This is a genomic window from Microcoleus sp. T3_A4 (assembly GCF_036700465.1).
Lineage (GTDB): Bacteria > Cyanobacteriota > Cyanobacteriia > Cyanobacteriales > Microcoleaceae > Microcoleus.
In genome coordinates, this window is the sequence record NZ_JAUBOY010000002.1 from 209850 (window position 1) to 235306 (window position 25457).

At 47.2% G+C, this 25457-nt stretch carries 19 protein-coding genes; 7 read left to right on the forward strand and 12 right to left on the reverse strand.

Annotation, left to right across the window (positions count from 1 at the left end; genetic code table 11):
• Positions 1–145: 145 nt before the first annotated feature.
• From QUA07_RS02095 to QUA07_RS02105, 3 genes are all read right to left on the reverse strand, one after another.
• Positions 146–4507 carry a hypothetical protein gene (locus tag QUA07_RS02095; protein WP_333322169.1) on the reverse strand — a complete coding sequence of 1454 codons (4362 nt, stop codon included), beginning with the start codon at positions 4505–4507 and terminating at the stop codon, positions 146–148.
• 232 nt (positions 4508–4739) lie between these two features.
• The gene (locus tag QUA07_RS02100; RefSeq protein ID WP_333322171.1) at positions 4740–4901 is read right to left on the reverse strand and encodes a hypothetical protein; all 162 of its coding nucleotides are present in this window, start codon (positions 4899–4901) and stop codon (positions 4740–4742) included.
• Between the two features lie 259 nt (positions 4902–5160).
• The gene (locus tag QUA07_RS02105; RefSeq protein ID WP_333322173.1) at positions 5161–5328 is read right to left on the reverse strand and encodes a hypothetical protein; all 168 of its coding nucleotides are present in this window, start codon (positions 5326–5328) and stop codon (positions 5161–5163) included.
• Positions 5329–5601: 273 nt separating this feature from the next.
• Here QUA07_RS02105 and QUA07_RS02110 point away from each other — a divergent pair, with 273 nt between their 5' ends.
• The 4 genes from QUA07_RS02110 to cobT all read left to right on the forward strand — a co-directional run bounded on the left by QUA07_RS02110 (position 5602) and on the right by cobT (position 9095).
• Complete coding sequence (locus QUA07_RS02110; RefSeq protein WP_333099436.1) at positions 5602–6315, forward strand: Crp/Fnr family transcriptional regulator; 714 nt, start codon at positions 5602–5604, stop codon at positions 6313–6315.
• 90 nt (positions 6316–6405) lie between these two features.
• Complete coding sequence (locus tag QUA07_RS02115; protein ID WP_333322175.1) at positions 6406–6903, forward strand: universal stress protein; 498 nt, start codon at positions 6406–6408, stop codon at positions 6901–6903.
• A gap of 249 nt (positions 6904–7152) precedes the next feature.
• Entirely contained in the window at positions 7153–7908 is a 756-nt protein-coding gene (locus QUA07_RS02120) for a DUF2232 domain-containing protein (protein ID WP_333322177.1), read from the forward strand.
• A gap of 80 nt (positions 7909–7988) precedes the next feature.
• Positions 7989–9095, forward strand: a complete 1107-nt coding sequence (gene cobT / locus QUA07_RS02125; protein ID WP_333322179.1) for a nicotinate mononucleotide-dependent phosphoribosyltransferase CobT — start codon at positions 7989–7991, stop codon at positions 9093–9095.
• Positions 9096–9523: 428 nt separating this feature from the next.
• Here cobT and QUA07_RS02130 read toward each other — a convergent pair whose 3' ends face one another.
• Together QUA07_RS02130 and QUA07_RS02135 are read right to left on the reverse strand one after the other, a co-directional pair.
• Positions 9524–9922, reverse strand: coding sequence for a hypothetical protein (locus tag QUA07_RS02130; RefSeq protein WP_333213295.1), 399 nt, complete (start codon positions 9920–9922; stop codon positions 9524–9526).
• A 468-nt stretch (positions 9923–10390) separates the two neighbouring features.
• A complete protein-coding gene (locus QUA07_RS02135) occupies positions 10391–10612 on the reverse strand; it encodes a hypothetical protein (protein WP_333322182.1) in 222 nt (73 codons plus the stop codon).
• A gap of 93 nt (positions 10613–10705) precedes the next feature.
• Between QUA07_RS02135 and QUA07_RS02140 the strand changes: the two genes are divergently transcribed.
• Positions 10706–11815 carry an extracellular solute-binding protein gene (locus tag QUA07_RS02140; RefSeq protein ID WP_333322184.1) on the forward strand — a complete coding sequence of 370 codons (1110 nt, stop codon included), beginning with the start codon at positions 10706–10708 and terminating at the stop codon, positions 11813–11815.
• Between the two features lie 38 nt (positions 11816–11853).
• On the opposite strand, the gene QUA07_RS02145 is transcribed toward QUA07_RS02140, so the two are convergent.
• The 4 genes from QUA07_RS02145 to QUA07_RS02160 form a co-directional block, all read right to left on the reverse strand.
• Positions 11854–12381: a hypothetical protein gene (locus QUA07_RS02145; RefSeq protein ID WP_333322185.1), complete on the reverse strand. Its 528-nt coding sequence runs from the start codon at positions 12379–12381 to the stop codon at positions 11854–11856.
• A gap of 135 nt (positions 12382–12516) precedes the next feature.
• Complete coding sequence (locus tag QUA07_RS02150) at positions 12517–15771, reverse strand: PAS domain-containing protein (RefSeq protein ID WP_333322187.1); 3255 nt, start codon at positions 15769–15771, stop codon at positions 12517–12519.
• A gap of 629 nt (positions 15772–16400) precedes the next feature.
• On the reverse strand, positions 16401–17531 hold the full coding sequence (locus tag QUA07_RS02155; RefSeq protein WP_333322189.1) for an aldo/keto reductase: 1131 nt from the start codon (positions 17529–17531) through the stop codon (positions 16401–16403).
• A 5-nt stretch (positions 17532–17536) separates the two neighbouring features.
• Positions 17537–18043, reverse strand: coding sequence for a bifunctional nuclease family protein (locus tag QUA07_RS02160; protein ID WP_015176672.1), 507 nt, complete (start codon positions 18041–18043; stop codon positions 17537–17539).
• Between the two features lie 228 nt (positions 18044–18271).
• Between QUA07_RS02160 and ribE the strand changes: the two genes are divergently transcribed.
• Complete coding sequence (ribE, locus tag QUA07_RS02165) at positions 18272–18985, forward strand: riboflavin synthase (RefSeq protein WP_333099424.1); 714 nt, start codon at positions 18272–18274, stop codon at positions 18983–18985.
• 85 nt (positions 18986–19070) lie between these two features.
• Positions 19071–19925: a DUF4339 domain-containing protein gene (locus QUA07_RS02170; RefSeq protein ID WP_333099423.1), complete on the forward strand. Its 855-nt coding sequence runs from the start codon at positions 19071–19073 to the stop codon at positions 19923–19925.
• Positions 19926–20230: 305 nt separating this feature from the next.
• Here the strand turns inward: QUA07_RS02170 and QUA07_RS02175 are convergent, their stop codons facing one another.
• The 3 genes from QUA07_RS02175 to QUA07_RS02185 form a co-directional block, all read right to left on the reverse strand.
• Positions 20231–21121 carry a glycosyltransferase gene (locus QUA07_RS02175; RefSeq protein WP_333099422.1) on the reverse strand — a complete coding sequence of 297 codons (891 nt, stop codon included), beginning with the start codon at positions 21119–21121 and terminating at the stop codon, positions 20231–20233.
• A 15-nt stretch (positions 21122–21136) separates the two neighbouring features.
• Positions 21137–23509 (reverse strand): hypothetical protein, encoded by a 2373-nt coding sequence (locus tag QUA07_RS02180; RefSeq protein WP_333099452.1) that lies wholly within the window; start codon positions 23507–23509, stop codon positions 21137–21139.
• Between the two features lie 74 nt (positions 23510–23583).
• On the reverse strand, positions 23584–25362 hold the full coding sequence (locus QUA07_RS02185) for a peptidoglycan DD-metalloendopeptidase family protein (RefSeq protein WP_333099421.1): 1779 nt from the start codon (positions 25360–25362) through the stop codon (positions 23584–23586).
• Positions 25363–25457: the final 95 nt, after the last annotated feature.

Consider the following 25457-nt stretch of genomic DNA (forward strand, 5'->3'; position numbering starts at 1 on the left):
TTTTTCTAAAAACGTATAATTTTTATGTAAAATTACGTAAATTTACATAAAAAAGTTAGTCCAGTCCCCAAAAAAACCTGGTTTCAGCTAGGACTCTTCCCGGAAGACAGGGAGGATTCTACTGAGAAACCGGGTTTTTTGCCGTTTAGCGATAAATATCGGTGCGAACATCCCAAGCAAGTGTTAGCGGCTCTAACAATTTTTGTTGGCTGCTAGAGGCGAGTTTGCCTAAATATTCACGAACAACAAAGGCGTGTTCGAGATTCAAACGATAACCCCGTGAGACCTCTTCAAAGAAAAGCGGCTCAGCCAAAATTTCTTCCCAATCAGGATTTTGCCTCGACTCCTCGGCCAACAGCATGAAATCTTCCTCCGCAGGCACAAGTCCCGCCGGCAAATTTCCTTCCAAAATCCGCAAAATTCGGGGTTCGCAGGTGCGGGTATTTACGCCTTGGCGTTCCAACAACTGCAAAATTTCCTGAAAGCTCAGAGTTTCCTCACCCAAAACCTGCATTAATTCCCACAGCAGAAAAAAGTCGCTGTACTGCTGCTGCGACACATCCAAAATGTGAGGATAGAGCGCCAAACTCGCCAACCCGCAGGCAACTCGACCAAATTTTTGGGGAAAATTTGTACTTTGAGATACAGAATTTAATGCAGAATTGTCAATCTCAAAAATATCTCGATCGCCCTGCAATTCCTGGTCTTGAACCACGATCGCATTCGGCAACTTCTGCCGCAACCAGCGGGCGATCGCAGGCCAAGCACCCATACCCCCGGCACAAATCGCCTGATTAATTCCCGCCGGCGACATTCCCGCGCGGCTGAGCAAAGCATTCAATTCACGGTTCAACTGCTGCACAAAAGGCACTAAAACCAGACTTTCCAAATCTTTGCGCTTCACATCCCAATGCTGCTGACCAATATCCAAAGCAAAACTTTTTTGATGTTGCAAAATAACTTTTATTTGCCTTGCCGCTTCTAACAATTGCAGACCAAAAGCAGAACCTTGTAACCGCTGCTGCAATTGATAGCGGCTCGGCAAATCAGGATGGCCAGGACGTGGCAAATCGATCGACATTCCCCAAGTTTCATTTTTAGCCAACAACTGACAGATAATATCCTGATCGAAAGCATCGCCCGCAAAACCAAAACTGTGGCAAGTAAAATCAGCACGAGTTAAATCTTGAAGATTGGACGGCAACTCAACTAAAGCTAATTCCACCGTCGCCGCCCCCGCATTCAAAATCAAAGTTCCCCCGCTAAAAGACGAAGCATTCACAGTCAGCGGTGCAGCTTCTTCAGTGCCCTTAGCAGAATCCACGGCTGACGACTCGACTTCCATGCCATTTTTCACAGGACTTACAGCCGCAAGCAAAGTGGCGATCGCATCTTCCACCACAAAAATTTGCGAACCAGAAGCCACCAGAGACGCGCCCAAAACCGCCTCCCGCAGATTAAACATATAAACATCCGACCAGCCGGCCGGAGTCCCCAAAATTACACCCTGCAAGTCTAAAAGCGCCGCATCAAGAGTTTCTGGCGTTAGTCCCGAAGCCCTACAAATTAAATTGGAAACTGGCAATCCTGCAAAATTCGCCCTCGGCATTGCAGAATCCAAAATTTCCTCGGATTCGGCAAATTTTTGCCCCTGCTTCCTCGGATTCAAAGTAGCCAGCAGCGCCCGCACAGCTTGCAGCGGCAAGGCGATCGAAAAAGCCTGCAAGGGCGACCACTGCAACAGCGGTTCGTACATCCCAGCAGCCTCCCGCTGATAAGGAATGCCCACCTTTAAAGGCAATTTAAAATTTTCCAGTAAAAATTCTCCTGCAGCCAAAGCCTGGGGTCGGAATCCCACCGACTTGACTGTCACCTCTGACCCTGGGCTGCCTGGGGCTGTTTCCGCCAGCACCGCAGCCGAGGGAATCCGAAAGCTGGGGTCTGTTGGGGAAGCCTCAGCCTGCGATGCTTCCCAGTAAATTGGGTGCAACTGGCCGCTGGTGCGATCGAGCAAAGCCGCAGACAGGCCGCTGGAACCGAAATCAATGCCCAAATACCAGCTAGAATTCCGGCGTTCTGGGGATGGGGCGATCGCACCTGCTGCAGAATGCCCAGCCGAGTCTTGCTGCTGTGTTCCGGCAAACTCGCTAAAATCAGTTTTCCCCTCAACAACTGCTGCTTTACTCTCTGTCGAAATTAGGTTTTTTTTTTGACTTTCTGGAGGACTCGATCGCAGTTCGTTAGTTTCGGCAGTTTCTGGAGGGGGAGAATCAGTCAAAGGTCGATCGGTCTCGGTTAAACTAGCCAAAATCTCGTCTAGCGTCAAATTCGAGTCCTCTTCCTCCGCAAACAAATCATCCTCAAGTTCGTTTTCCAAAACAAAAGGTTCATCATCAGAGGAGAGTTCCAACACATCGGAGAACAAATCCTCCAGCGTGCCGAGTTCTTCCTCTGCCGCCTCCGCAAAGGGATTGTTTGCAATGCCTTCGGGGGAACTCGCCGATAAATCCAAGCTGTTAGCGGCTGAGAAATTTGATCGCCCGAAGCTAGTATTTTCCAATCCCTCCAGATTGTAGAGGTCTGCCTCCAAAAGTTCCAGAGTATTGTTGTCCAAATTAAGAGCTCGATCGAGGTCATCTTCTAATGCCTCGACCGGCAGCAAATCCTCGTCCGGCGAAGCTTGGATGTACCCATCATCGAGCCGCTGCGAGGATGAGTCAAACTCGCCAGTTTGAACGTCACCGGCACTTGGCACAGCGGGGGTAGCACTGGGTCGGTGAGGGCTAATTTCTCCAGGCGTTCTCAACGGCAAAGCTGGTGATTGAGGGAGTGTAGCGCCGAACTGCTCGCCTTGGTTTTGACCCGTTTCTAGATTTTCTCGATCGTCCCCGTCAAGTTGCACCTCAGCGGTTGAGGGTGGTGCTTCTGAAACTTGAGGTACTGTTGCCACTTGCGGTTCAAATAAATCTGCACTATCTAAAGTTAGAGACTCTACAGAATTCCCCATTACAAAGTCTGAATCTTCATCTACTAAAGTCTCTTCCAGAGATTCGCCTTCATCCAGCAGATTTACAAACAAATCTTCGGTCATTTTTAGCGATTCGGCAGTTTCCTTATCCGTCGCAGCTTGATATTCTACACCTTCACTTTTGGTCTCAATTACATTATTTTCTACCGGGAAAGTTTCGATTTCTAATTCTACTTCAGGAACCGCTTCTCCCGCAAACAAACTTGCATACAAATCCTCAATCTCTTCTTCGGTTTCTGTTAGCCTATTCTCCGATTCACCGCCAGTAAACCGAGTTGCATTTCGAGATATTTCGGCGGTAGAACCCAACAAATTATCTTCCAACTTCGGGAGCAAACCTGGGGCTTGAATGCGGTCGCGATCGCGCCTCAACTGTCTGAATTGCGGAGAAATTTCTGTACCGGCGTAGGGAAATCTGTCTTGTTCTCCGAATTCACCGGTGCGAATTTCCTGCACCGAGTCTCCCGTCTGACTCTCTGCGGCTGAGTGCTCGATCGCAGTATTTGAAGGGGCTGGAGCGACAGGAGATTGATCGGCTGCTGTTGGGGTGACGGTTTCGAGATTATTTGCTAAATCGATCGGCTGTTGAACGTAGGATGAAGCTTCTCGCCCCAACTGTGCAGCTAAGTGGTTGACCAAAGCCGCGAACATCGCCTCGCTCTGCTGGCTCAAACCGTACATATTTTCGAGTTCTTGTGTCAAGGAAGCTTGATAGCTTTGCAGATTTGCTTGCAAAGCCTCGAACACGATAGCCATCCTAGAATCGAGACTCATCAGCAGACTGTCAGCATGAGATTGGAAAAGTTGCATTTGCTCCAACCTCTGACCCGGCGTCAGCAGCGGGTGTTCTTCTGAGGTTTGTCGGTTAAGTGTTACGTCAATAGCCGATTGTTCATCAGGCGCACTGCCCAAAGAGTATGGTGCTGAGATGCTTTGCAATAACTGATTTTCTAGGGAACTTAGAATTTGGGAGAAATCGCTAGTCAAGGTCTCTTCCAAGCGAGCAGTCAGTACCTGCAAGAATTCAGCAATGATTTGCTGTTGGTTGGCTTGTTGTTGAGCTAGGGATTGTTGCTGCTGCCGTTTTGCTTCTAGCTGTTTGATTTCTTGAATTAGAGCTTGCTGCTCTTGCCGCAGAGCTTCTATGTCTTCTTGGAGCGGCCCTGTCAGGTTGGAACGCAGGTTGCTGATTTCTCCGGTTACGGCAAGCATGATTTGCTCTGCTGCTGAGGGGCCAGGGGCGGGCAGAGGCACTTTGGGTACTGGAACTGGTTGCGGGCGGACATTTGGGCGGGCGGGGGCCTTTGGGGCCGTTAGCTTTGAGTCTGAGGAAACCAGATAAGCGCGAACTCGCTCTAAAAGTTGGCGCTGGTGGACAGTATCAAGAGAACCCGTCCAAGGCAAGCGGGGTGCGGGCTTGCTGAGTACCTCGTCTATCTCAGCAATCAGTGCTTGAATTTTGTACTTCTGAGAATTCAAGGGCGGAACCTCTGGGAATGCGGCTTGGGAGAAACTTTACCGACAAAAGACTGAAGTCAGGCGGCAGCGATGCCAATAGATAGAATAATCTGAATGCGAGTCCGTCAATAATTTACTAATATTTTCTGACAACTGTTAATTAACCTTTTGCCTTCGGAGCGCTTCTATTGCCTATGATAGGTTAGTCGGTACTTCCGCACCAAATGCCCGCTTCTATCAATTCCAAGTGCTTTCAAATTCTGCGACTCAGGGGCGAGTTTCCCTGCCGGGAGGCTGATTCCTGCTCGGAATAGCTGCGAGCCCGACGAACTTTTGCCTTCACCTGCTTGAACGGCGGGTCGCACACTGTCACCGCGAGTTTCATTAGCATGGTGGCGCGCCAGTGTCTGTTCATTTTTCACCGACTTGGAAAAAACCTCAAACAATTTGCGATTTGGGATACCGAGATTCGGGATTGTCCCCGTATACTGGATTTGAGTAACCTTTAATTATAGCCTTTTATCTGTCTTCATGACTAGATACTAATGGTACAATAATCTTGGGGTAGCAGAAAAGTTTGCTGGGAAGTGGGTGGGTTTGGCTCGCCAAGAGCGCCTGTCTTTAGGCTCGCAATGGCTGGGGATTTTGCCGCTCGTGCTGACATTGGCCAGGTTCTAGGTAGTTTGGACTTGGGATCTGTCTACCGTGCTTGCAGGCTGGTACTCGTGGATTCTGCGTTCTCGACTGCAGGGCCGAGTGACAACAAATCTCTCAGCAGTGTTAAGCTTGTCTTCGCGAAGTGCTTTCAAAGGTAATTCGATCGGCTCAGTCGTTTGCCACATTGCTAAAATTTTGTTAATAAAATTTGCTCAGTGGTATATATCTAAAAAATTATGGTATATTCTTTAGTTTCTAGCTCCCAATTAGAGCTTGAGGCTATTAATTCCCATATTGAGCCTTTGACCGCAAAACTTTAGAGGTAAAATTGCCGATTTTAGATCCTTGATTTTAGATCATTGTTTCTCAAATCTTGAATCTCAAATCGAATGACTCGGCTGCAAGCTATTTCTAACTGCCCAGCGCAGCTCAAGCGCATAAATTAAAATGATGGCCTCATGGAAGACCGCTTTAACACCCGAGATCCGAATTCTAATATAAATCAATTGATAGTTTCTACTCCTTTTTTTGCAGGATTACCCGATTCTGTAATCGAGAGAGCAACTGTCCACATTGTTACCCGAAGTCATCCGTCAAATCAAGTGATTTTACTCGAAAATGACTGGGGAACATCAGTGTATTTTATATTGGATGGTTGGGTGAAAATTCGCACCTACAACCTAGACGGAAAAGAAGTAACACTGAATATTTTAGGGAAAGGAGAATTATTCGGGGAAATGGCCGCGATCGAAGAAGCACCGCGATCGACAGATGTGATCACCCTAGCCCCGACACTGATCGGCAATATGCCATCTCAGGATTTTGTGCAGCTCATTCATACCGAGCCGCTAGCAGGCATTCGCCTAGCTCAACTGATGGCGCGTCGCCTGCGACAAGTCAACCGCCGCCTGCGTTTGCGAGAGTCTGACAGTACGTCGCGAGTAGCAGATATTCTATTATTTTTGGCAGAGGGGCAAGGCAAAAAAATCCTGGAAACAGGAGGTACTGAAATACCGAACCTGCCACACAGAGAACTGAGCAGCCTCAGCGGGCTGGCTCGCGAAACAGTAACGCGAGTGCTGAGCAAGCTGGAAAAAAAAGGAACTATTCAGCGCGAACGTGACGTTTTGTGCATTCCCGACCTGCACGCCTTAGAGCGTCTGTTAGTCTAGAAGTATCAGAGTTTGCTTTTATTGAATCTAATTCAAAAGCACTCTCTGTTAACTAACTGATATTAATGATTTCCCGCAGGAGGTAAAGCTGTGAGTTTTAAGAAAATTTTCGCCGCCTTAGATGATTCTGAACTCGGCCACCGCGTCTTCACTCAAGCTTTAGAATTAGCTCTGAACGATCGCGCCCAGGTGATGCTCTTTAACTGCGTTACTGTTAACTCGCTGGGCGAGACGGCAGTGCCAATTCCGGTAGATTTGGGCATGAATGTCGAGTTAATGGATCAAGCTTATCAAGCTCAACGTTTGCGCCTGGAAAGGGAGGTAAAACAGGCTTCTGGTTTGTTGAAAAATTACTGCGACGCCGCAGCAAACAAAGGATTGCAAGTGGAATTTGACTGCAAAATGGAGGGCGATCCGGGGCATTGTATCTGTGAATCTGCCGAAAATTGGGGCGCAGATTTAATAGTGTTGGGGAGGCGTGGCCGCACGGGGTTCACAGAAGCTTTCCTCGGCAGCGTCAGCAATTATGTCGTTCACCACGCATCTTGTTCGGTTTTGGTAATCCAGGAAGCCAAAATTGAAAAATAATGCTGCTGAAAATTTAGGCTGAGAAAACCCATCTAAAGTAAGACTTGCGTTCCTACCTAAACCCGGTTTCTGCGAGCAATATTAAATTTGGCGGCGAGGCATCCAAACAGTGAAACCGGGAATCAGCCGTATGGGGCGCAAGTCCCGTAAAATCTAAAATCTAAAATCTAAAATCTAAAATCGGGAATCAGCCGTATGGGGCGCAAGTCCCGTAAAATCTAAAATCTAAAATCTAAAATCTAAAATCGGATGAGTGATTTTTTGTCAGCAGATGCTGCGTCTAATGCGAGTAGTTCTCCCAGTACAAATAACGAGCGGCAAACCGCCGATATTTCAGCAATGGCTGGCGATCGCACAAATCCAGATCCGGGGAAGCGCGCCTCTGGGGAAGCGCCTTTAAGGCTGGTAGAAACGGCTTTTTTGGCAAGTACCGCTAGCTTAATTTGGCTGGTAAATTATTACTTTCCCCTGGGGCCTTTGCTGCGGGTTTTTTTCCCGATACCCATCGCCCTGGTTTACTTGCGCTGGGGCAACCGAGCAGCTTGGATGGCAGCTTTGGTATCGGGTTTGCTGCTGTCGGTACTGATGGGCCCGACGCGGAGCATTTTATACGTGATGCCTTTTGGAATTATGGGAGTTGCGCTGGGAGGACTTTGGAGGCGCAAAGCGAGTTGGTCACTCTCTGTTAGTGTGGGTGCAGTAATTGGTACTGTAGGCTTCTTTTTTCGGTTTTGGCTGCTGTCAGCGTTGGTGGGTCAAGATTTATGGGTTTACGTAACCGCCCAGGTAACAGAGATGGTGGAATGGGTGTTTGTGAAGCTGGGCTGGCTTAATGTACCGAGTTTGAACACAATTGGGGCGATCGCCGCCGGGATGATTTTGGTTAACAATATTGTCTATTTATTTGTAGTGCATTTAGTAGCTTTGCTGCTATTAGATCGTTTGGGAAATCCAATTCCGCGGCCGCCAAGCTGGGTGCAAGTTTTGATCGATTATGAAGAGTAGTTATTCGGAGTTGTTGACGGTTGACGGTTGACGGTTGACGGTTGACGGTTGACTAATAACTAATAACTAATGACTAATTTATGATTGGTATTTATACAGAAATTGAACAGGGGCAGCGGTGGCTCGATCGCTATCGGGGACGAAAACCGATATTTGCCTGCGTGTTAGGATTTACCGCTACTGGCTTAATTCCGGGGATTTCAGCAGCAGGAGCAACCCCGCACGATCGACAATTTACTTGTTTAGCTGATGCAGAATTTTTGTATAACGGCCCTAAACCGTCGCCCCAATATCCTTTGCCACCCCTAGAAGCGGGTGCATCACCGGTACTCATATCTCGCGCTGTAGTCGAAGCTTTGGAACTTCCCCTTTATCTATTTAATGCTGGTTTGCCCCTCCCACCTCGGGTACCTGCAATTGATTTGGGTGGTACTCCGGCAAAGTGTCTGATTTCTGGGAATGCTTTAGAACTCGAAACAGTCAAACATTTACTCGAACAAGGATTAATTTGGGGAGCTAAATTAGCCGCTCAAACTAATGGCAGCTATTTAATTTTAGGAGAGTGCGTAGTTGGGGGAACTACTACTGCTTTGGGCGTGTTAATGGGTTTGGGTATTGCAGCGGCGGGCAAAGTTAATAGTTCTCATCCTCGCTGCAATCACGCTCAAAAATTGGCTGCGGTGACAGCGGGACTCAATAATGCTGAGTGGGAAATTGGCGGACAAAACAGCACTCCCCTGGAATTGGTAGCGGCGGTGGGCGATCCGATGCAAATAGCGGTGGCTGCAATGGCGATCGCCGCGAGTCGGACTTGCGGGGTGCTTCTGGCCGGGGGTACGCAAATGCTGGCAGTGTACGCTTTGATGCAAGCCTTAGCCCGTGAATATGCTCTAGTATGGCGTCCCAAACAAGTTGCGGTGGGGACTACGCGCTGGGTGGCCGAAGACCCTACAGGAGACACTGTAGGACTCGCTAATGAGATCGGCGGTGTGCCTCTGTTGGCGGCGCAGCTAAGTTTTGCTGGATCTCGCTACGGGCAATTGCAAGCTTACGATCGCGGCTATGTTAAGGAAGGTGTCGGTGCGGGAGCGTGTGCGATCGCCAGTGGCTTGACTGCAAATTGGACTCCAACTCAACTCCTCCACGCTGTTGAAGCTTTAGCCTCGCGCTGTGAGATTAAACATTAAGTAGATAGTTATAAGACAATACGGTTCAGTTAAGGAAAATTGTAGCGAAAATGTTGGGCGGAGTGAAACGGAGGGTTCGTTCCACGGGCCCAACCTACACAGCATCTGTTTTTAGCACTAACCCAAGCGTATTGAGTTATAAGAATCGATGCCGGATTTGTGAACTTCTCTCTTTCTTCTCTTTCTTCTCTTTCTTCTCTGTCTTCTATCTCTCTGCGTCCTCTGCGCCCTCTGCGGTTTGTCAAAAAAATCTTGTTCACCAAAGAAATAGCCTTCCTATTTCTACACAATATCTCGCTTTCATGCAGTATTCTTCCTGTTAATTCCCGACCGGAAAAACTCTCTGCAATAACTCTATAAGTAGACGAGCATAAATCAACGCAATTTGTATTTGTTTTTGATTAGTACCCCATCCCCGCTAGCAATATTTAATTAGGCCCGCCTAGATGTTGCGAGTGCATTCTTTTGGAGAGCAACTGTTCTTCCAAGGCGGCAATTCGATTGTAAGCTGCTGTTAGCTGAGCTGTTAAACGCTGGATTTGAATCTCTGCGCTCAGCTCTTTTTCCAAGCTTTGAGAATTCTTGTCGAAGTAGCTGTCATCTAACAGTATGTCCTTGTGTTCGAGGAGGCCGTCGAGACTGCTGTAGCTTTGATAGGGCGAGGTTTGGTTATTTCCTACCGTTCCAGAGCGATCGTTTCTCTGTTGCTGGGTCAGCTTCGTCTCCTTGGCAGACTCCAAGAGCTTTTCATTGAGGTTTTCTATGAGTTTGTAGAGGGCCTCGACTTGTTGGCTCAATACTGTAACTTGCTGGCGGAGCGCTTCCATACAATCATCCTTTGGCTCGTAACTTAATATCTTTACATTTTAGGTAAATCTTTAAATAACTTGGATTTATCACTAAATTATTTAATTTTTGACGTAATTGTTGTGTTCCCAATCCTGACGGTAGATTTAGGGAGGCAGCTTGAAGATAATCGCTCGCCATTCGTGAGTCGATTGTAGATTTTAGATTTTAGATTTTAGATAGTCTTGGACACAGGAAGCGGGTGGGTTAACCCCCATACTTCGTTCAAACCTTCAATCAGAGCTAAAACGTCGGGTTTCTGAGAGTCGGATCGCAGAGCGTCCTATTAGATTGACTGCGCTCTCGCCAGTGCTTTCAGGATTGAGATGAATGAATTTTTAGTTTTTTTAGTTATTAAGCTGTCGCCGATTTAAAAATATTTTTTTACTTCGGTTGTGTGAAAAGGCTCATCCAACTGCAGATGGCAGCGCTCTCGTTGTTTCGTTATATTAAAAAATGTAACACAGATGCGGTCGATCGACCCGGCTGGCGAGCAAAACTGGCTCAAAGGAACTTGCAGCAGAGAAATTAGGCGTTAAGTTGAGGGAGTTTTCGGCATCGGAAAGCTCGATCGACAAGTTAGAAGGTAAAATCAGGGCAAGAGCCAAACAGACTCTCTTCGCAGCAGAACCGAGTACAATGGCTCTGTGTTTGAGGAAGAAATAAGACAAAATCGGCGCCAACTACCGGACTCGACAAACAATTATTTCCCGGGCTGTAGAACACAAAACGATGGGTCAATATTTAGAAAAGCGGATTCACAGGTGAAACGAAGGTCTTTGCTATTGGGGGCCGCCACCCTAACTTTAAGTCAATTGGCGGCAGGGTGCGACTCGAAGCCCATTCTCAAAATTCGATCGCTCAAAAACGGTATTCCGGCCCAACTGGTAAGCAAATTTAGCCGCGATGTACAACCGTCTCCGCTTTTGCAGGTAACGCAAGAAGCACAATTAAAAGAATTATTCGCCCTGTTGCAGGAGTGGAAACGGGTTCCCGAATCAAAAAATCAAGCTAACTTGGTGATGTTGGGAGATTACTGGCTGACTCTGGCAATTAGGCAAAAATTGATTAAGCCGATCGATCCTGCTAAGTTTGCTAATTGGCCACAATTGCCCGAAAGATGGCAAAAACTCGTCAGGCGCAACGATGAGGGTAAATTAGATCCTCAAGGTAAAGTGTGGGCTGCACCTTACCGCTGGGGAAGTACGGTAATTGCCTATCGAACCGACAAATTTAAGGCTTTGGGGTGGACTCCGACAGATTGGAAAGACTTGTGGCGAGTCGAATTGCGCGATCGAATTTCTCTGCCGGACAGTGCCAGAGAAGTTATCGGTTTAACATTAAAAAAACTAGGAAAATCTTACAATACGCAGCAATTAGATCAAGTCCCAAATCTTAAAAAAGAACTTGCAAATCTGCACCAACAAGTTAAACTTTATAGTTCTGACGCTTACCTGCAACCCTTAATTTTAGGCGATACTTGGTTGGCCGTAGGTTCCTCTGGGGACTTGCTGCCGCTGCTGCAAACTCAAAAGGATATTGCTTTAGTAGTTCCGGGTTCGGGAACTGCACTTTGGACGGATTTGTGGGTACAACCAGCATCAGGGAATCCAGTTTCTTTAGTGGAAAAATGGATTGATTTTTGCTTGCAGCCTCGGGTTGCTCCTCAATTATCTTTACTGGCTAAGGCTAGTTCGCCGATAATTGTCGGCATGAAACCCGAAGATTTACCGGAAGCTGTTCGCACTAATTCTGTGTTATTGCCTGATGCTAAGATTCTTGCTGCTAGCGACTTTCTGCTGCCTTTTGGGGATGCGGGGATCTCGCTGTATCGATCGCTCTGGCAAGAAACTAGGCAAGTAGTGAGAAGTTAAATTACAGTGAGGTACATAGCTCTTGTAAGGACAGTAATCTAAAATCCTTTCACCCTTCCTCGAAGACCTGGATTTGAGAGAGATTCTAAATCAATCCGACAGTTAAGCCGATCGCCCTTGCACGAATAAACTGCCAAAGCTGTCCCTTGACGGTTGCAAACTCGCACATTGTAACCATAATCGTTGGCGACAGTGCCAAAGCGGTTAACAAACTGATAGCGTTCCATATAATCGAGCAAACTCCAAAGTTGGCGATTGACTATGATAATTACCCAAGTATTGCCGGGATCGACAAACCAGCGATCGAGCAATTTGCCCCCAAAGAGTTTTTGAGCTAACCACAGACTCGGCACGCTTTTTTCGGTTTGCGAAAGCGGGGGCGACGGGAAATTAGCAGCGTTGCCAGTCGGGCAGACCGGCTCCTGGGAAAAGGCAGCAGATTGCTCCCACAGCAAGGCTCCGAGGCACGCAGAACAGGCGATCGGGAACAAAAATAAACTTTTTGTCAAAATGCCGTGTTTGCGGCGGAAAACTTGATTTTTGTGGCTAAATTTGTGGTAATTCATAAATTGGCAAGAGCCGGTTTTGTACAAAAGTTATCTGTTAATATCGATTCCTGTAAAATAGGTTTGTAGTGAGGAATTTAGTGTGCAGGAAATTTTGAGGACTGAAGTTCTTACTGCGAACCGGCACAATTGTTGTTAAAATTCCGATCGCCTAAACAATGAAGCAGGCAGACAAGCAGCAAAAGTAGAGCCGCAATCTAACTCGCTAGTAACTTCAATATCGCCGCCCATCATCTGACAAAAACGCTGACTGATAGTCAGCCCCAAACCCGTACCGCCGTACTTGCGAGTAGTTGAATTGTCCGCTTGAGTGAAAGGTTGGAACAGGCGCTCTTGCTGCTCTGGTGTCATGCCGATGCCCGTGTCCGTCACTCGGAAAATTAAAAAGTCTGAATCCAAAATTAACATTTGAGCAACTCTCGGTTGATATTTATTTTTTAATTCTTCACTGGTAATTCTTTCGACAGTAAGCACGATCGCCCCATTAGCAGAAAATTTAGCAGCATTGCTGAGCAAATTCAGCATTACCTGCCGCACTTTCATCAAATCGCCGTGCATCGCGCCGATATTGTCAGAACTCAATACTTGCAAAGTATTGCCGTTTTTATCCATTAGCGGTTTGATAGTTGTTACTACCTCCTCGATTAAGCCTCCAACATCAAAGCTTTCGAGGTAAATCTCCATCTTGTCAGCTTCAATTTTGGAAATGTCTAGAATGTCGTCAATTAGGCGCAGCAAGTGTTTGCCAGCAGTGCGAATTTTGTCTAAATCCGAGACTACCTCTAAATTGCCTAACTCTTCGGCATCTTCCGCTAGCATATCGCTGTAGCCGATAATCGCATTGAGGGGAGTGCGTAACTCGTGGCTCATGTTTGCCAGAAAAGCACTCTTGGCGCGATTGGCGAGTTCTGCGGCTTCTTTGGCCAACTGCCATGCTTCCTCAGCGTCTTTGCGTTCGGTGATATCCCGCAGTGTCGCCACCACGGCTTCGACGCTGCCGTCTGTCGCACAAACCGGGCTGAGAATGTACTCGTAGTCGCGGGTTCCCCAGTTTGCCGTGGGGACAATTACTTCGCCTTTCACGGGTTCGGCTGTGGCAAATATGCCCTGGCATTCTTGGTGAACCCGCTGCATAATTGTGGGCGACCAGCCTAATTCCTGCCAGGTTTTGCCAATCATTTCTCTGGGGTTCATGCCGGCGGCTTGAGCGGCGGTGCGGCTGACATAGGTGTATTTTCCCGATCGATCTACTAGAAAAATTAGGTCAAGAGAAGCGCCTAGAATGCCGTCAACTGTTCGGGCGTGTCGGGCTACCTGAGCCGTCATTTGTCTGACTGTGATGGCGCCGCGGACTCTGGCGGCTAGTTCAAACCGCAAGAGTTCGTTGGCTTGTTTGAGGAATAGGGTGCGCTGTTCGACTTCTATTTCTAGTTCTGCTTTGGCTTTTTCTAGGGTGAGTTCGGCAAGTTTGCGATCGCTCACATCTGTAGAAATTGTACCGACTGCATAAACTTTACCTTCGGAGTTGCAGAGGGGAAATTTCAGAGAAATATAAGTGTGCGGGCCATCGTCTTGAGGGATGATTTCTTCGATGGTTAGGGGCGAGCAGGATTCGAGAACTTTCAGGTCGTTTTCTCGCAAGGCTGCTGCTTTGTCTTGGGGAAAAATATCGCCATCGGTTTTCCCTGTTATTTGCTCCTTTGCGATGTCAAACAAATTGTCAAAATGGCGGTTGGTGAGCAGGTATTTTCCCTCAAGGTCTTTGATGTAAATTACTGCTGTTGAGTTGTCTAAAATCGCTTGCAGCAGTGCTTCGCTCTTTCGCAGGGCTTTTTGAGTGTTTTGGCGATCGACTATTTCTGGCTGCAATTCCCAGTTGAGGCGATTTAAGTCTTGCCAAGCTTCCTGGACTAGATTTAAGGCGATCGCGCTTTTTTCTAATTCTGTATTTTCTGTATTTACCTGCCGCGACTGGTTTGAAACGGAGTTTTCGGGCAATTCTAGGGGTTGGAAAGCGAGCGGGATGTGGGGATTTGCGATCCTCTTCGAGGGCTTCGCTAACGGGCGAGCGCCCGCCAATTTTTTATTATATCGAAAATCTACGGCTAATTGACCATCTAAACTCGATTTTTTGGGAAATAAATCGGGGAATTCACCGAAATTTAAATTGTCATAAATTATATCAAATGTCCGCGATCGCTGGTGCGGTTCGGCGCTGGAGTTAAATGCCCAATTCCCGTCTGCTGTTGATAAATCTGAGTTAGCGGGTTTGGCAATCCGGCGAGTGACGGCAACTCCCAAGGCGAAGGGGACAAGGGCAGCCGCAGACATTGCCAGCAGCCAGTTGTTGCCCCACCAAGTTGCGATCGAGGTTTTGGGGATGCCCCGAACTAAAATTGCTGCGGGTTTTCCCGCTAAATTGCCAAGGGATTTGGCAGCTACTGCATAAGTTTGACTGCCTGTTTGTAGGTTTCCGGCGACTGGTTTGCCGCCACCGGCGAGTGCAGATTGTAGGAGAGATTTGTCTATGGAATTTAAGTCTGGTAACTGTTGTTTTTTTGTAACTGCTTGCGAACTTGCCAAAACAAATTGGCCGTCAGCCAGCGGTGCGTAGATAGCCTGATATCCCCCGCCCTGTAAATTGAGGGTTTTGCTGCTAGCAACTACCGACGTTGTGCTGATGATTTTTCCTAATACTAAGGCAGCAATCACTGTCTGAGTTTTTGGATCTTTTACGGGAATTGCTGCGTAGTGGACGAGAACAGGTCGATCGCCCTTTCCGGGCGGCAAAGATCCCAATTGTTCCTGAACTTCTGATTTGGCAATGATTTCGGTAGCCGTAATTGGGTTTTTTGCACCAAATGCTCGATCGACTATTTTTTGCAGTTTAAAAATTTTTCCCTTCTGGTTGGAGTTGACGCTAACCACTATCTGCCTGTTTTTTCCCACTAATGCCGCGCTGTCTATTTCCCCTGTTTTGACTTGATTTTCTAGAATTTGCTTGACAGATTTTTGCAAATCTGATACTTTTTTGCCGCTGTTGTAAGCTAAGGCTGTTTGGGCGATCCTTTTGCTGTCAGAGGAGTTTTGCAAACGGTCGGCGGCGCGATCGAGTTGGAGATTGTAGTTAATTTCACTAAGGCTCAGTTCTGATTTTGCTTGATTTTGCAGTTGATTGTTTGCAACGGCCGATGTTAGCAAAAGTGCTGCTCCCGTTAGCCCAACTGGCAAAATTGTTTGTAAAGCCACCAGTCCAATTAGCTGTTTTCTGGTGACGGACAAGTTGTAAGTGGACGGATTGAAAGCAGCTTTCAATGTTCTTTCGGAAGTCGCAACTTTAGTTTGCTGCAGACAATTTTGCTGGCTGTCGTTTAACTGAGTATGAGCCATAGTAGTAGATGCGAGATCGGTTGTAGATGACAGGCCATCAATTAATCGGGAAGGGAATTAATTAGAAATTTGAGATTTGAGATTTTAGACTTCGGCGTGAGCGCTCAGTCGAACGATTTTATATTTTATATCGAGTTCGCTTAGTCACTCATCATAAAATTGTTAGCTCTCGCCGGGGGCAATAAAGCAAGAAAATGACTGGGATATTTTTAAATAAATCAATTTATCGGTGTTCAATCAGATTGTCTTATTTAGTTGTTTTTCCATATACTGTCGGCTCCTATTTAAAGTTTGTTGCGAGCAGACAGGGGACATTGGTGTCAACTTCAGACTAAAACCATTTGTATCTCTCGTTTATAGCCGAGTCTCGCTCCCCGTAAATCCCCCTTAAGAAGGGGGACTTTGACGCTCTTGTCCCTGGGGGGTTAGGGGGAATCAGCAAGACTATGAACTCAAACAGTAGATTGGTACAACATAAGACGTTAAGTGGACACCAATGCCTGCAGACAGTCCGCAAGTTAAGTAGTTTTTTGATCGACTATAGAGTAAATTCACTTAAAAAAAGTTTAGCGTAATTATTGCAACACTTAGATAGGCTCGATCGACTTTTTCCCGCCTTCACCTTTTTTTCAATCCCACAACCGCCTGCCTGCTTTGCCGCCCAGTCGCTGGTGAGTATCTTTGAGCAAAATTGGGATGTCTAACTCTTCGGGACACCTGGGCAAACATTCGCCACAATCGGTGCAGCGGTTGCCTTTGCTGCCGGGAAACCAGTGTCCGGCATTTTCAAACATGGCGTAGCGGTATTTGCCAAAGTCAGTCATGTCGAACCCGACGGCGAGATTGCGGAGTCGCAATACTTCGGGAATGTTGATGTTTTCCGGGCAAGGCAAACAGGCATAGCACTGGCTGCATTTGTCGGTTTTCAAAGTGTCTGCAATAGCCGATTCTAGCCGATCGAACGCAGCGATTTCGGCGTTGGTGAGGGGAAAGTCGCGATCGCCATATTTCAGAGGTTGCTCTAATTCTGTCGCATTTGCAGCCCCCACACTCAAAGTCCCAATCCTAGTATCGCTAAGTAAAAACCGATAGTTTAACTCTAAGGGCGAGAAAGGCGAGCACAATTGTGCGAGTGTTTCCGGGGGCGTGTAGAGTTGCCCTCCTTTATCGGCTGGGGAAATGATGAAAACGCCCATATCTTTGTTTTTGGCGAGTTCAATTGCCGGGGCGTTGCGCTGAAAAAAATAGTAATAATGCAGATTGACAAATTCAAACAAATCTGTATTGATTGCAGCCAAAATCAGATCCAGAGGCCCGTGAGTCGAAAAGCCAACGTGCCGAATGCGACCATCAGCCAGGGCTTTGCGTACAGATTCCATGCAGCCTGTGGTCGATCGCACAATCGCCAAATGTTCCCAAGTATTCAAACCGTGAATTGCCAGACAATCGATATAGTCTAAATTCAGGCGTTTGAGGGATGCGTCGATGCAGCGTTCCATAGCTGCTGCATCCTCCGTTGGGGAAATTTTTGTAGTGACGTGAAGGCGCGATCGATCGACCGACAAACCAGCCGAAAGGGCCGCGCCAAGATATTCCTCGCTGCAACCGTAACCTGCAGCCGTTTCCAGGTGATTGATTCCCTGAGACAACGCCTGTTGTACAGTCTGACAGGCAGTTTCCTCAGAAGCCAAATAGCGCATGGTTCCCAAGGAAAATACCGACAGGTGCAACTCCGTTTTGCCAAACCGTCGATAGCGCATAAAGTTTAGGAAGTTTCGCCCGGGCCCAAGCCGCTTCTCTTAATCAAATCCTCTGGACGGAGGTTTGAGATAAATTCCCGGAAGGCCCGGCGTTCGGCCTCATCAGCATCTCGATCGACAGGTATCGAAGCATCGGCGACGACTTCTTCCATCACCCAGATGGGGCAGTTCGTTCGCAGGGCTAAGGCGATCGCGTCGCTAGGTCGGGCATCGATCTCTTTTTTAACTTCTCCCTGACGGACGATCAGGACGGCATAGAACGTGTTATCTTGCAGCGAGTGAATAACTATGCGCTCCAAGGTAAGACTCCATGCCTCTAAAAAATTGACCATCAGATCGTGAGTTAAGGGCCGAGGAGGCTTGTGGCCTTCGATCGCGCTAATAATAGCCTTTGCTTGCTCCTGACCGATATAAATAGGCAAAGCCCGTCGCTCAGTAGCGTCTCTCAATAGGACAATAGGACTGCGCGTGGCTGCATCTAAGGCAATTCCAGCGACTTTCATTTCAATCATTCGATCGGCCTCATAGAATTAAGAAACTGTAAGGCAGTAGAGAACTTGGACATAAAGATCACCTAAATCCAGTATGACTTGATCTTCGCCTGAATCAGCAACTGATCGGGGACTGTCGATTTTAGATTTTAGATTGACTCCGGGGGACAGGGAGACGGCAAAACCTCCTGTCTCTGGTTTGTCCCTGTGATTTGATGTAAATAAGCGATCGACTAAGGAAAAATACTTATGTTTACAGGACTAATTCAATCTCTCGGAAAGCTGAAGTCGCTAGGCAACGATTATTTCCAAATTTCCTGCACATCAAACAACTCCTACCAGATTTTACAAGATTTAGCCATTGGGGACAGCGTAGCCGTGGATGGAGTCTGTTTGACCGTGGTGGAAGTTCTGCCCCAAGGTTTTGTCGCCGTCGCTTCCCCGGAAACCCTGCGCCGTACTACTTTGGGAGCATTCCCCGATGCTTGGGTCAACTTAGAAACCTCCCTGCGCGCCGGTAGCAAATTGGGGGGACATTTCGTGACGGGACACGTAGATGCGATCGGCACTTTAGCAACCTCAACCCAAACCGCCAACGCTTGGGAGATGCGGTTTACTGCCCCACCGGCAGCAAATTCGGGATGGCAACGTCAAATCGCACCTTACATCGTTTCCAAGGGCAGTATCGCCGTCAACGGCATCAGCTTAACCGTGGCAGATTGCGATGCTGACGGCAATTGGTTTGAAGTTGCTGTCATTCCCCACAGTTTTGGTGAGACAAACCTCAGCTATTTGCAACCAGGAAGTTTAGTTAATTTAGAAGCAGATATTCTGGGTAAATATGTCGCCAAATTTCTCCGCAGCGGCTCAAAATCCCATCCCGAACCGTGGGAAGAAACCCCCACAATCAACAGTTTGGGAACAATTACACCAGAATTCTTAGCAGAACACGGATTTATTTAATCTTCGGGTGCGCGCGGCGCACCTTGCTAAGATAAAACTCGGGGGTTGAAAGCTACTACACAAACGAACTCCTAATTGCAAGCTCATGAAAATTCCATCATGGCCCGCGTGGTTTCCTTATCCTATCTCATGGTTAAGGGGTTTTGGACTTGTCTACATTCTCTCCGCCCTGGTCAAATCTCAACTCCAAAGTGGTGACAACTTTTTAGTCATTTTCATTGGGGCTTGGCTTACAGTACCGTTTGTATTCACCTTTTTCCATTGGGCGATCGCAGCGACAGTGAAGTTTCTACTGACTTATTTGCCAGCGCACCCAAAACTCAGCTCTGTCCGCCAGTACCTAACCGATCGCTGGACTGGACTAGAGCGGTCACACTGGAGAGAAGGACTGAACGCTTTCATTGTCAGCTTTGTAGCTTTTCTCATTTCAGTTTTGGTAATAGCGTACCTGCTACCAGTTCCCAGTAAAGCTGAAGCGTCGGAGTTCGACACTTATTTATTGAGGCGCAACATTCTCGTACTCAGACGCGATCTAATTCCGATCGGCATGCTCCTCCTCTCACCCTACCTTTATCAGTACGATTTGTGGGTTCGACATCGGCGGGCGGTCAAATTGGCTGCCAAAGCTAAAAAGCAGAAACCAACAAAAACGCGATCGCCTGCTGCCACAAACTTACCCGCTCCAAATCCAATAGAACAAGAACTCAATCAACTGAGTGCCGATGCTGGAGCAACTCGGATGCGACCTGCGAGACTAGCAGCCCCCGAAGTTGATAACTGGTACGTGTTCCGCTCTGGTAAAGCCGAGGGGCCGTATACCGCATTGCAACTGTGGGAGATTCAGAAAATTACGGCTCGCACAAAAGTCAGGCGAGGAGAGGGTGACTGGCAACGCGCTGGTGAAGTTTCAGAACTGACCAAATATCTTACACAACAATAGACCTCTTGCACAATAATCTTGTGCTATTAAGGAAAGTTTAGCCAATTTTATAATCTAGCAGGCTGGGCAAGTTTAAGGAGATGCCAATCAACCCAATAATTCAAAGTTTGACTTAAACTTGAGCCTAATTTTAAGGATAACACATATTTTTTTTGCAAGAGGTCTAAAGAATAAACTTGTAGTTGTAGGGTGCGTAATCCGCGAATTATTTTATCAATAATTGACGACTAAAAACAGACGCACCCTACTAACTCTTAATTCTCTCTCTGCGTTCTCTGCGTTCTCTGCGGTTCAATAATCCCACTCTATTCCTCAACAAAATTGTTTTTCTCCCAAAACAACCCCGCAGCAATTCCCGCCTGAGAAACTAAAAACAATGCAGCAATTAATAGCTTTTGAAAGCCCGGTGCGTGGAAAAATGGATAAGTTAGCAAATTCAAATAAAATGACGGATGTTGTAGTTTCCCATTAGCCCCGCGTTTCGAGATAATTTGCTGAAACAAAAAAGCACCTCTACCATAATTGAATTGCTGTTTCCAAAATTTGCGAAGAGTTAGTGCATGGGAGTGATAGACTATAACTTCGGGAGCGTAAATGGCGGCATTGCCCGAATGCAACCACCGATCGCAAAATTCGCGGTCTTCTCCAGCCGCTAGAGAAAAAGTCGTGTCAAAGCCGCCGATTTTTTGGAAAGCCTCAGCGGGAAGGGCAAAATTGTTAGAAGTGAAAAATTGCGCGCGATCGCCAATAGCATTATAGTAACTGTAAAGGTAATCGATCAGTTGCTGGCTGGCAGTAGAATAGATGTTATCCGGCAGCGCGTTTACAGTTCGACCTCCGATTAAGCAATCTGGTGTTTCCACAAATCGCTTTTCCAGATTTTGCAGCCAATCTACCCCCACAGTACAGTCATCGTCTGTAAACACTAAAAATGTGCCTTCTGCTGCAAAAGAGCCAGTATTTCGCGCCGTTGCAGGGCCGGAGTTTGGTTGTGTCAGAAGTGTGATATTTAGCTGATTTTTAAAAGGCAAAATTGTATTTTCTACAGAGATTTCGGTGCTATCGTTGACCACGATAACTTGAAATTTATCGCGCGGATATTCAATTTCAACAAAAGACTGAATACACGCCGCTAATTTATCGGGGCGATTGTAGGTCGGAACAATAATTGAAAATAGAGTTTTAGCTTGGTTCATGGTAACTAATAACTTTTAATTTTTCAAGCGATATAGCACCGACTCAGTATTAAAATCTTTACCGAAAACTGGTTGCAGCGGGCCCTGAGCACTTGTCAGCCAAGATAAAGATTTTCTGGTAGCTGCGTTTGTCTCAGTCAGGGGCCCGAATCCCACAGTCCTAATTTTATTTTGCCGCAGGTTGTCAATCCATGCCGAAAGTCGATCGGCTCTAAATGGTACATATAAAACTTGTCTGTCCAAATTTCTCCCGTAAAACAGGTAGCTGCGCGAACTTAAAAAGAAGCCTATTCTTTCATCTGGTAGTGTATTTTTATCAATATATTCGTAAATACCGCGATACAGTTCGGTGCGTGCAAAATCTCGCTTCTCCCTCCAATGACCAATTACTATCAATCCTATGCACACAGCAATTATTACTATATAAATTGATTTTTTGCGACTTGGAAATAGTTGATTCAGCCATCCGAAGCTTGGATTTATTTTCAACAAGCTCGCAGCCAGAGTCAGTGACACAATATAAAATATCGGATCTAGCAATATATCTTGCCAACTCGGAGCTAATATTTTCCAGATACTATTAATAGCTTCTACTGGATTAGACTTAAAATTATCAATCAACAAACTCCCCCAAATAATACTATCTCCGGTGAAAGAAGCATTTTTAATATAATCAAAAATTTTGTTGCTAATAATTCCGCAAAAACCGCTAATCAAAACCACTGCCAGAACAACTTGGTTTTGAGTTTTCAAGAGAGTTGCTGTAGCTGCTGCGGCGATGGCGAGTACGCTTAAAAAGGGAAATCCGTATCTGAGGTTAAAACCGAGTATAGGGCTGAGTTTACCGATCGACTCTCCGACAGTCCCGGAGGTGTAAGGTGTAATTAAATACAGAACTGCTGTGCTGGCGAGAAGTATAATTAAAATAATATTATTTTGATTAATTATTCTACTTTTACCCTGAATAAATGCAAGAGGTGCTGCCAATACCTGAAGTGCGATCGCCAGAAAGGGCAGTTGCAATCTAATGATAATTTGTAAGCCGACAGTTTGCCAGTGGGAAAAATTGCTGGGATTAAATTGAGCTGCTAAAGTGCTTTGCCAAATCTTTAGAAGTGGCGAAGCGGGCGGCTGCTGTACCGGAGGTGTTGGCCCAGGTACCGGAGGCGGTAAGGGAACAGGCTCTAAAGGAATTTTAATATCCCCGACTTCGCTGACAGGATAATTGATTTGCAGCAAGTTTCTCGCATACCAAAAACCTCCTAAAAGCAAGCAAAAAGCTACGCCGCACAGCAAGACTGGTTTGAGAAAGTGGCGAATCCTAAAATTAGCAGGTGTAGATTTTTTATTAACCGCGAATCTTTTAATTTCTAATATTGCTAATCCTCCTAAAAGTGATGCTGCATAGACTATTCCAGTGATTTTTATTCCGGCTAGCATTCCTGTGGCTGCCAAAAATAGGGAGAGTTCCGAGTGCGATCGGCTGCTGTGATAGGATAAACCAAGATACAAACCTACTGTAAATATTGCAGCTAGCGGTAAGTCTGGGTGAATAGTGTTAACTTGGTTGAGCACCATCGGTACTGTCAATACTAAAGATGCTGCTGCCATACCGTGAATTCGGGTTGCTCCAAATTTTACGCTTAATAGATAAACGGCAATTCCCTCAAGTACCCACGCAATTAGCAGGGGAAAAGCTGCGAGAAAATCTTCTCGGAATGGGAGTACACACAAAGCAGATAAAACGTGCCAATTGTAAGGATATACTCGGGCTTGTTCTTGTTCAAAAATCCAATTTCCGGCCGCATCTAATAAGGTAAATGAATGGGTTTGATACCATCTGGCGATCGCAGGTAGGTGAAACCACAATGAATCATAATTGGTTGTGGGTTTGGTTGCGAGAATTTGTAACAGCAAAAATCCTGCAATAGCGGTGGCAAAAATAATTAGGCGTTCGGATTTTGCCAGAGGTTGCTTGAGCTGGGGAATCGGCCACTCGGAGAAGGTAAAAGTTTTGTGATTTTTTGTATAAATCAGGATGAAGCCGATCGCACCCATCAAAATTTCTGCTATAATCACCGCAGCAATATTTAGGCGATCGGCACTTCCTAAAATCAAGCCGATACAAACTTGTGCAATACTCCATCCCGTCAGGAGTACAAGGAGAAAATGGGGAAATGAATAGTTATTGTTTTCTTTCTGATTCTCAAAGGCCAGAGACAAGCTTAAGGGAATCGGCCCGACTAGAATAATCAGAAATAAAATTAATTCCCACAAATGCTGCGCTATTAGCATAAGCTCCAAGTTACCATTTTTTATCAGTTTTTCCTCCTTACCCGAAAGAGCCTGGTAACGAGGAAAAGCAACGAGTTCGCCTGTTCGTTGCACCAAACATAAATTTTCTTGTGGGCTGGGCTTTTCGACCGTTCCACAAGAAAATTAATTTAGGCAATCCCTAATTTTTACCTGTTAGCTTGCTTCTGAGGTTTGGGTTTGACTGCTTCAGTATCTTTGGGCTTAGAAATGTCAGCTTTTAAAAGTTCGGGGAATGGCGGCTGGAGGTTGTGAACTTCGATGTCCATTCCCAGCGGCAGAGGTGGAAGCTGGGGCAGATCGTTTTCCAAATCCTTGAGTCCGCTAGCGGTTTGTATTTCCACCATTTTCGGCATTTGCGGTACTTTGGCGGTTTCCAAACTGCCGATCATTTTTGCCAGAGCGAATTCTAGCTGAGAACCCGGATCGATCGCCACCCAACCCTGGTCAGTCATTTGCCGAACCTCGAAGTGGAGGTGAGGCCCTGTAGACATTCCCGTACTGCCGACGCGGCCGATAGTCTCTCCCTGTTTCACCCACTCTCCCGGTTTCACAAACAGTTCCGAAAGGTGGCCGTAGAGAGTTTCCTGAGACTTTTTGCTGTGGTTGAGAACCACTGTCAAACCGTAGCCGCCCAACCAATCGGCGATCGCCACTTGACCCGCATAGGCCGCCAGTACGGGCGTTCCCATCGGGGCTCCCAAGTCAGTTCCGGTGTGAAACCTGCCGTAGCCCATAACCGGATGAGTCCGCCACCCAAAGGGCGAAGTAATTGCCGAAGCAATAGATAGCGGAAACAGCAAGCTGGTGTTGCCATTTCCGGGGAGGCCTGCGGGACGCGGCGTGAGATTGTAGTAAGCAAAACCGGTATTGCTGCCGCTGCTGACACTAACGGCACCGACTTGAATCGGCCCGAGTCCCATGCTGGGCGCTGGAGGGCCGCCGCCGTAAGATGCAGATCCGGCATAATACCCAGCGTCTGCGGAGTATCCAGGGTTAGCCGAGTAGCCGATGTTAGCAGAGTATCCAGTGTCTGCGGAATATCCTGCGTCTGCGGAGTATCCAGGGTTAGCCGAGTAGCGCGGGGGTGCGTAAGCAGATTCCGGCGGGTTGGAACTCCCCCAAACCTGGCTGCCTATTTGTTGAACGGCTTGACCGATTTTACTGACAGGATTTCCGCTACTATTTCCTGCCACAGTTTCCCGAACATCGCCCGGAAGGCTTTCTGGCAGATTTCGAGGAGGAGGGGCTGCAATATAGCCGTTGCCTGCGCTCGGAGTTTCCCTGCTGTAGCTTGGTTCTCCTGCATCTGCCGTCACCGGCTCGGAAACAGGAGGAGGCGCGCACAAATCGCCACCTCCTTCGCAGCCAGTCGATCGTTCTGCAAACTCTATTCTGGTTGGAGCTTCGTACTCGTTGGTAGCACCAACACTGTAGTCTGTTTGGTCGATTTCAGCGTGGGCTGGGTTAACTGGCGCTTCAAAAGGCGGCTCCTGGGCCGTCGCTTCTGGCAGGGGAATCAGCGCGGGTTCTGGCAGATAATATTGGGTGGGAGGTGGTTCGCTGGCGTACTCCGGCTCACTGGGCGGTGCGGCATCGAAAGGCTCGGACGGCGGAACTTCTGCCTGCGGTTCAGGGTATGGTTCGGGCGACCCTTGGCTGTATTCGGGTTCCGGGGGCGGGAGAGGAGCTTCAAATAATGGCTGGAGGTCTGCTGCGCCGGGGACGGCTTGTTCTGCTAGCGGAGTTTCGGCTTGAGCCCAAACTAGGCCTTTGCTGAGCAGTCCCAGACTGGCAAGGCAACCCAGTCCCACCAGCAGTGAGCGATCGGACAAAAGGCGCGATCGAGTTCGGGTGCCTGTAGGGTTCTTTTTTTGCTGTTTGGTGTTCAAAGGGGCTGTTATTTGCTTGTCTGGAACTGGTTTCACGATTTTTTTTCCCAACTCAACAGGGGGCACAAGGATCTCGAAGTCAGGATCGAATGTATGGCAATCCTTGTCTTTATATACAGGCCTAACTGATT

Excerpts from the sequence above, each read along its gene's own strand:
- QUA07_RS02100 (WP_333322171.1), bottom strand. The coding sequence starts at position 4,901 with ATGAACAGACACTGGCGCGCCACCATGCTAATGAAACTCGCGGTGACA.
- QUA07_RS02105 (WP_333322173.1), bottom strand. The coding sequence starts at position 5,328 with ATGTGGCAAACGACTGAGCCGATCGAATTACCTTTGAAAGCACTTCGC.
- QUA07_RS02110 (WP_333099436.1), top strand. The coding sequence starts at position 5,602 with ATGGAAGACCGCTTTAACACCCGAGATCCGAATTCTAATATAAATCAA.
- QUA07_RS02120 (WP_333322177.1), top strand. The coding sequence starts at position 7,153 with ATGAGTGATTTTTTGTCAGCAGATGCTGCGTCTAATGCGAGTAGTTCT.
- cobT (WP_333322179.1), top strand. The coding sequence starts at position 7,989 with ATGATTGGTATTTATACAGAAATTGAACAGGGGCAGCGGTGGCTCGAT.
- QUA07_RS02130 (WP_333213295.1), bottom strand. The coding sequence starts at position 9,922 with ATGGAAGCGCTCCGCCAGCAAGTTACAGTATTGAGCCAACAAGTCGAG.
- QUA07_RS02145 (WP_333322185.1), bottom strand. The coding sequence starts at position 12,381 with ATGAATTACCACAAATTTAGCCACAAAAATCAAGTTTTCCGCCGCAAA.
- QUA07_RS02150 (WP_333322187.1), bottom strand. The coding sequence starts at position 15,771 with ATGGCTCATACTCAGTTAAACGACAGCCAGCAAAATTGTCTGCAGCAA.
- QUA07_RS02155 (WP_333322189.1), bottom strand. The coding sequence starts at position 17,531 with ATGCGCTATCGACGGTTTGGCAAAACGGAGTTGCACCTGTCGGTATTT.
- QUA07_RS02160 (WP_015176672.1), bottom strand. The coding sequence starts at position 18,043 with ATGATTGAAATGAAAGTCGCTGGAATTGCCTTAGATGCAGCCACGCGC.
- ribE (WP_333099424.1), top strand. The coding sequence starts at position 18,272 with ATGTTTACAGGACTAATTCAATCTCTCGGAAAGCTGAAGTCGCTAGGC.
- QUA07_RS02170 (WP_333099423.1), top strand. The coding sequence starts at position 19,071 with ATGAAAATTCCATCATGGCCCGCGTGGTTTCCTTATCCTATCTCATGG.
- QUA07_RS02175 (WP_333099422.1), bottom strand. The coding sequence starts at position 21,121 with ATGAACCAAGCTAAAACTCTATTTTCAATTATTGTTCCGACCTACAAT.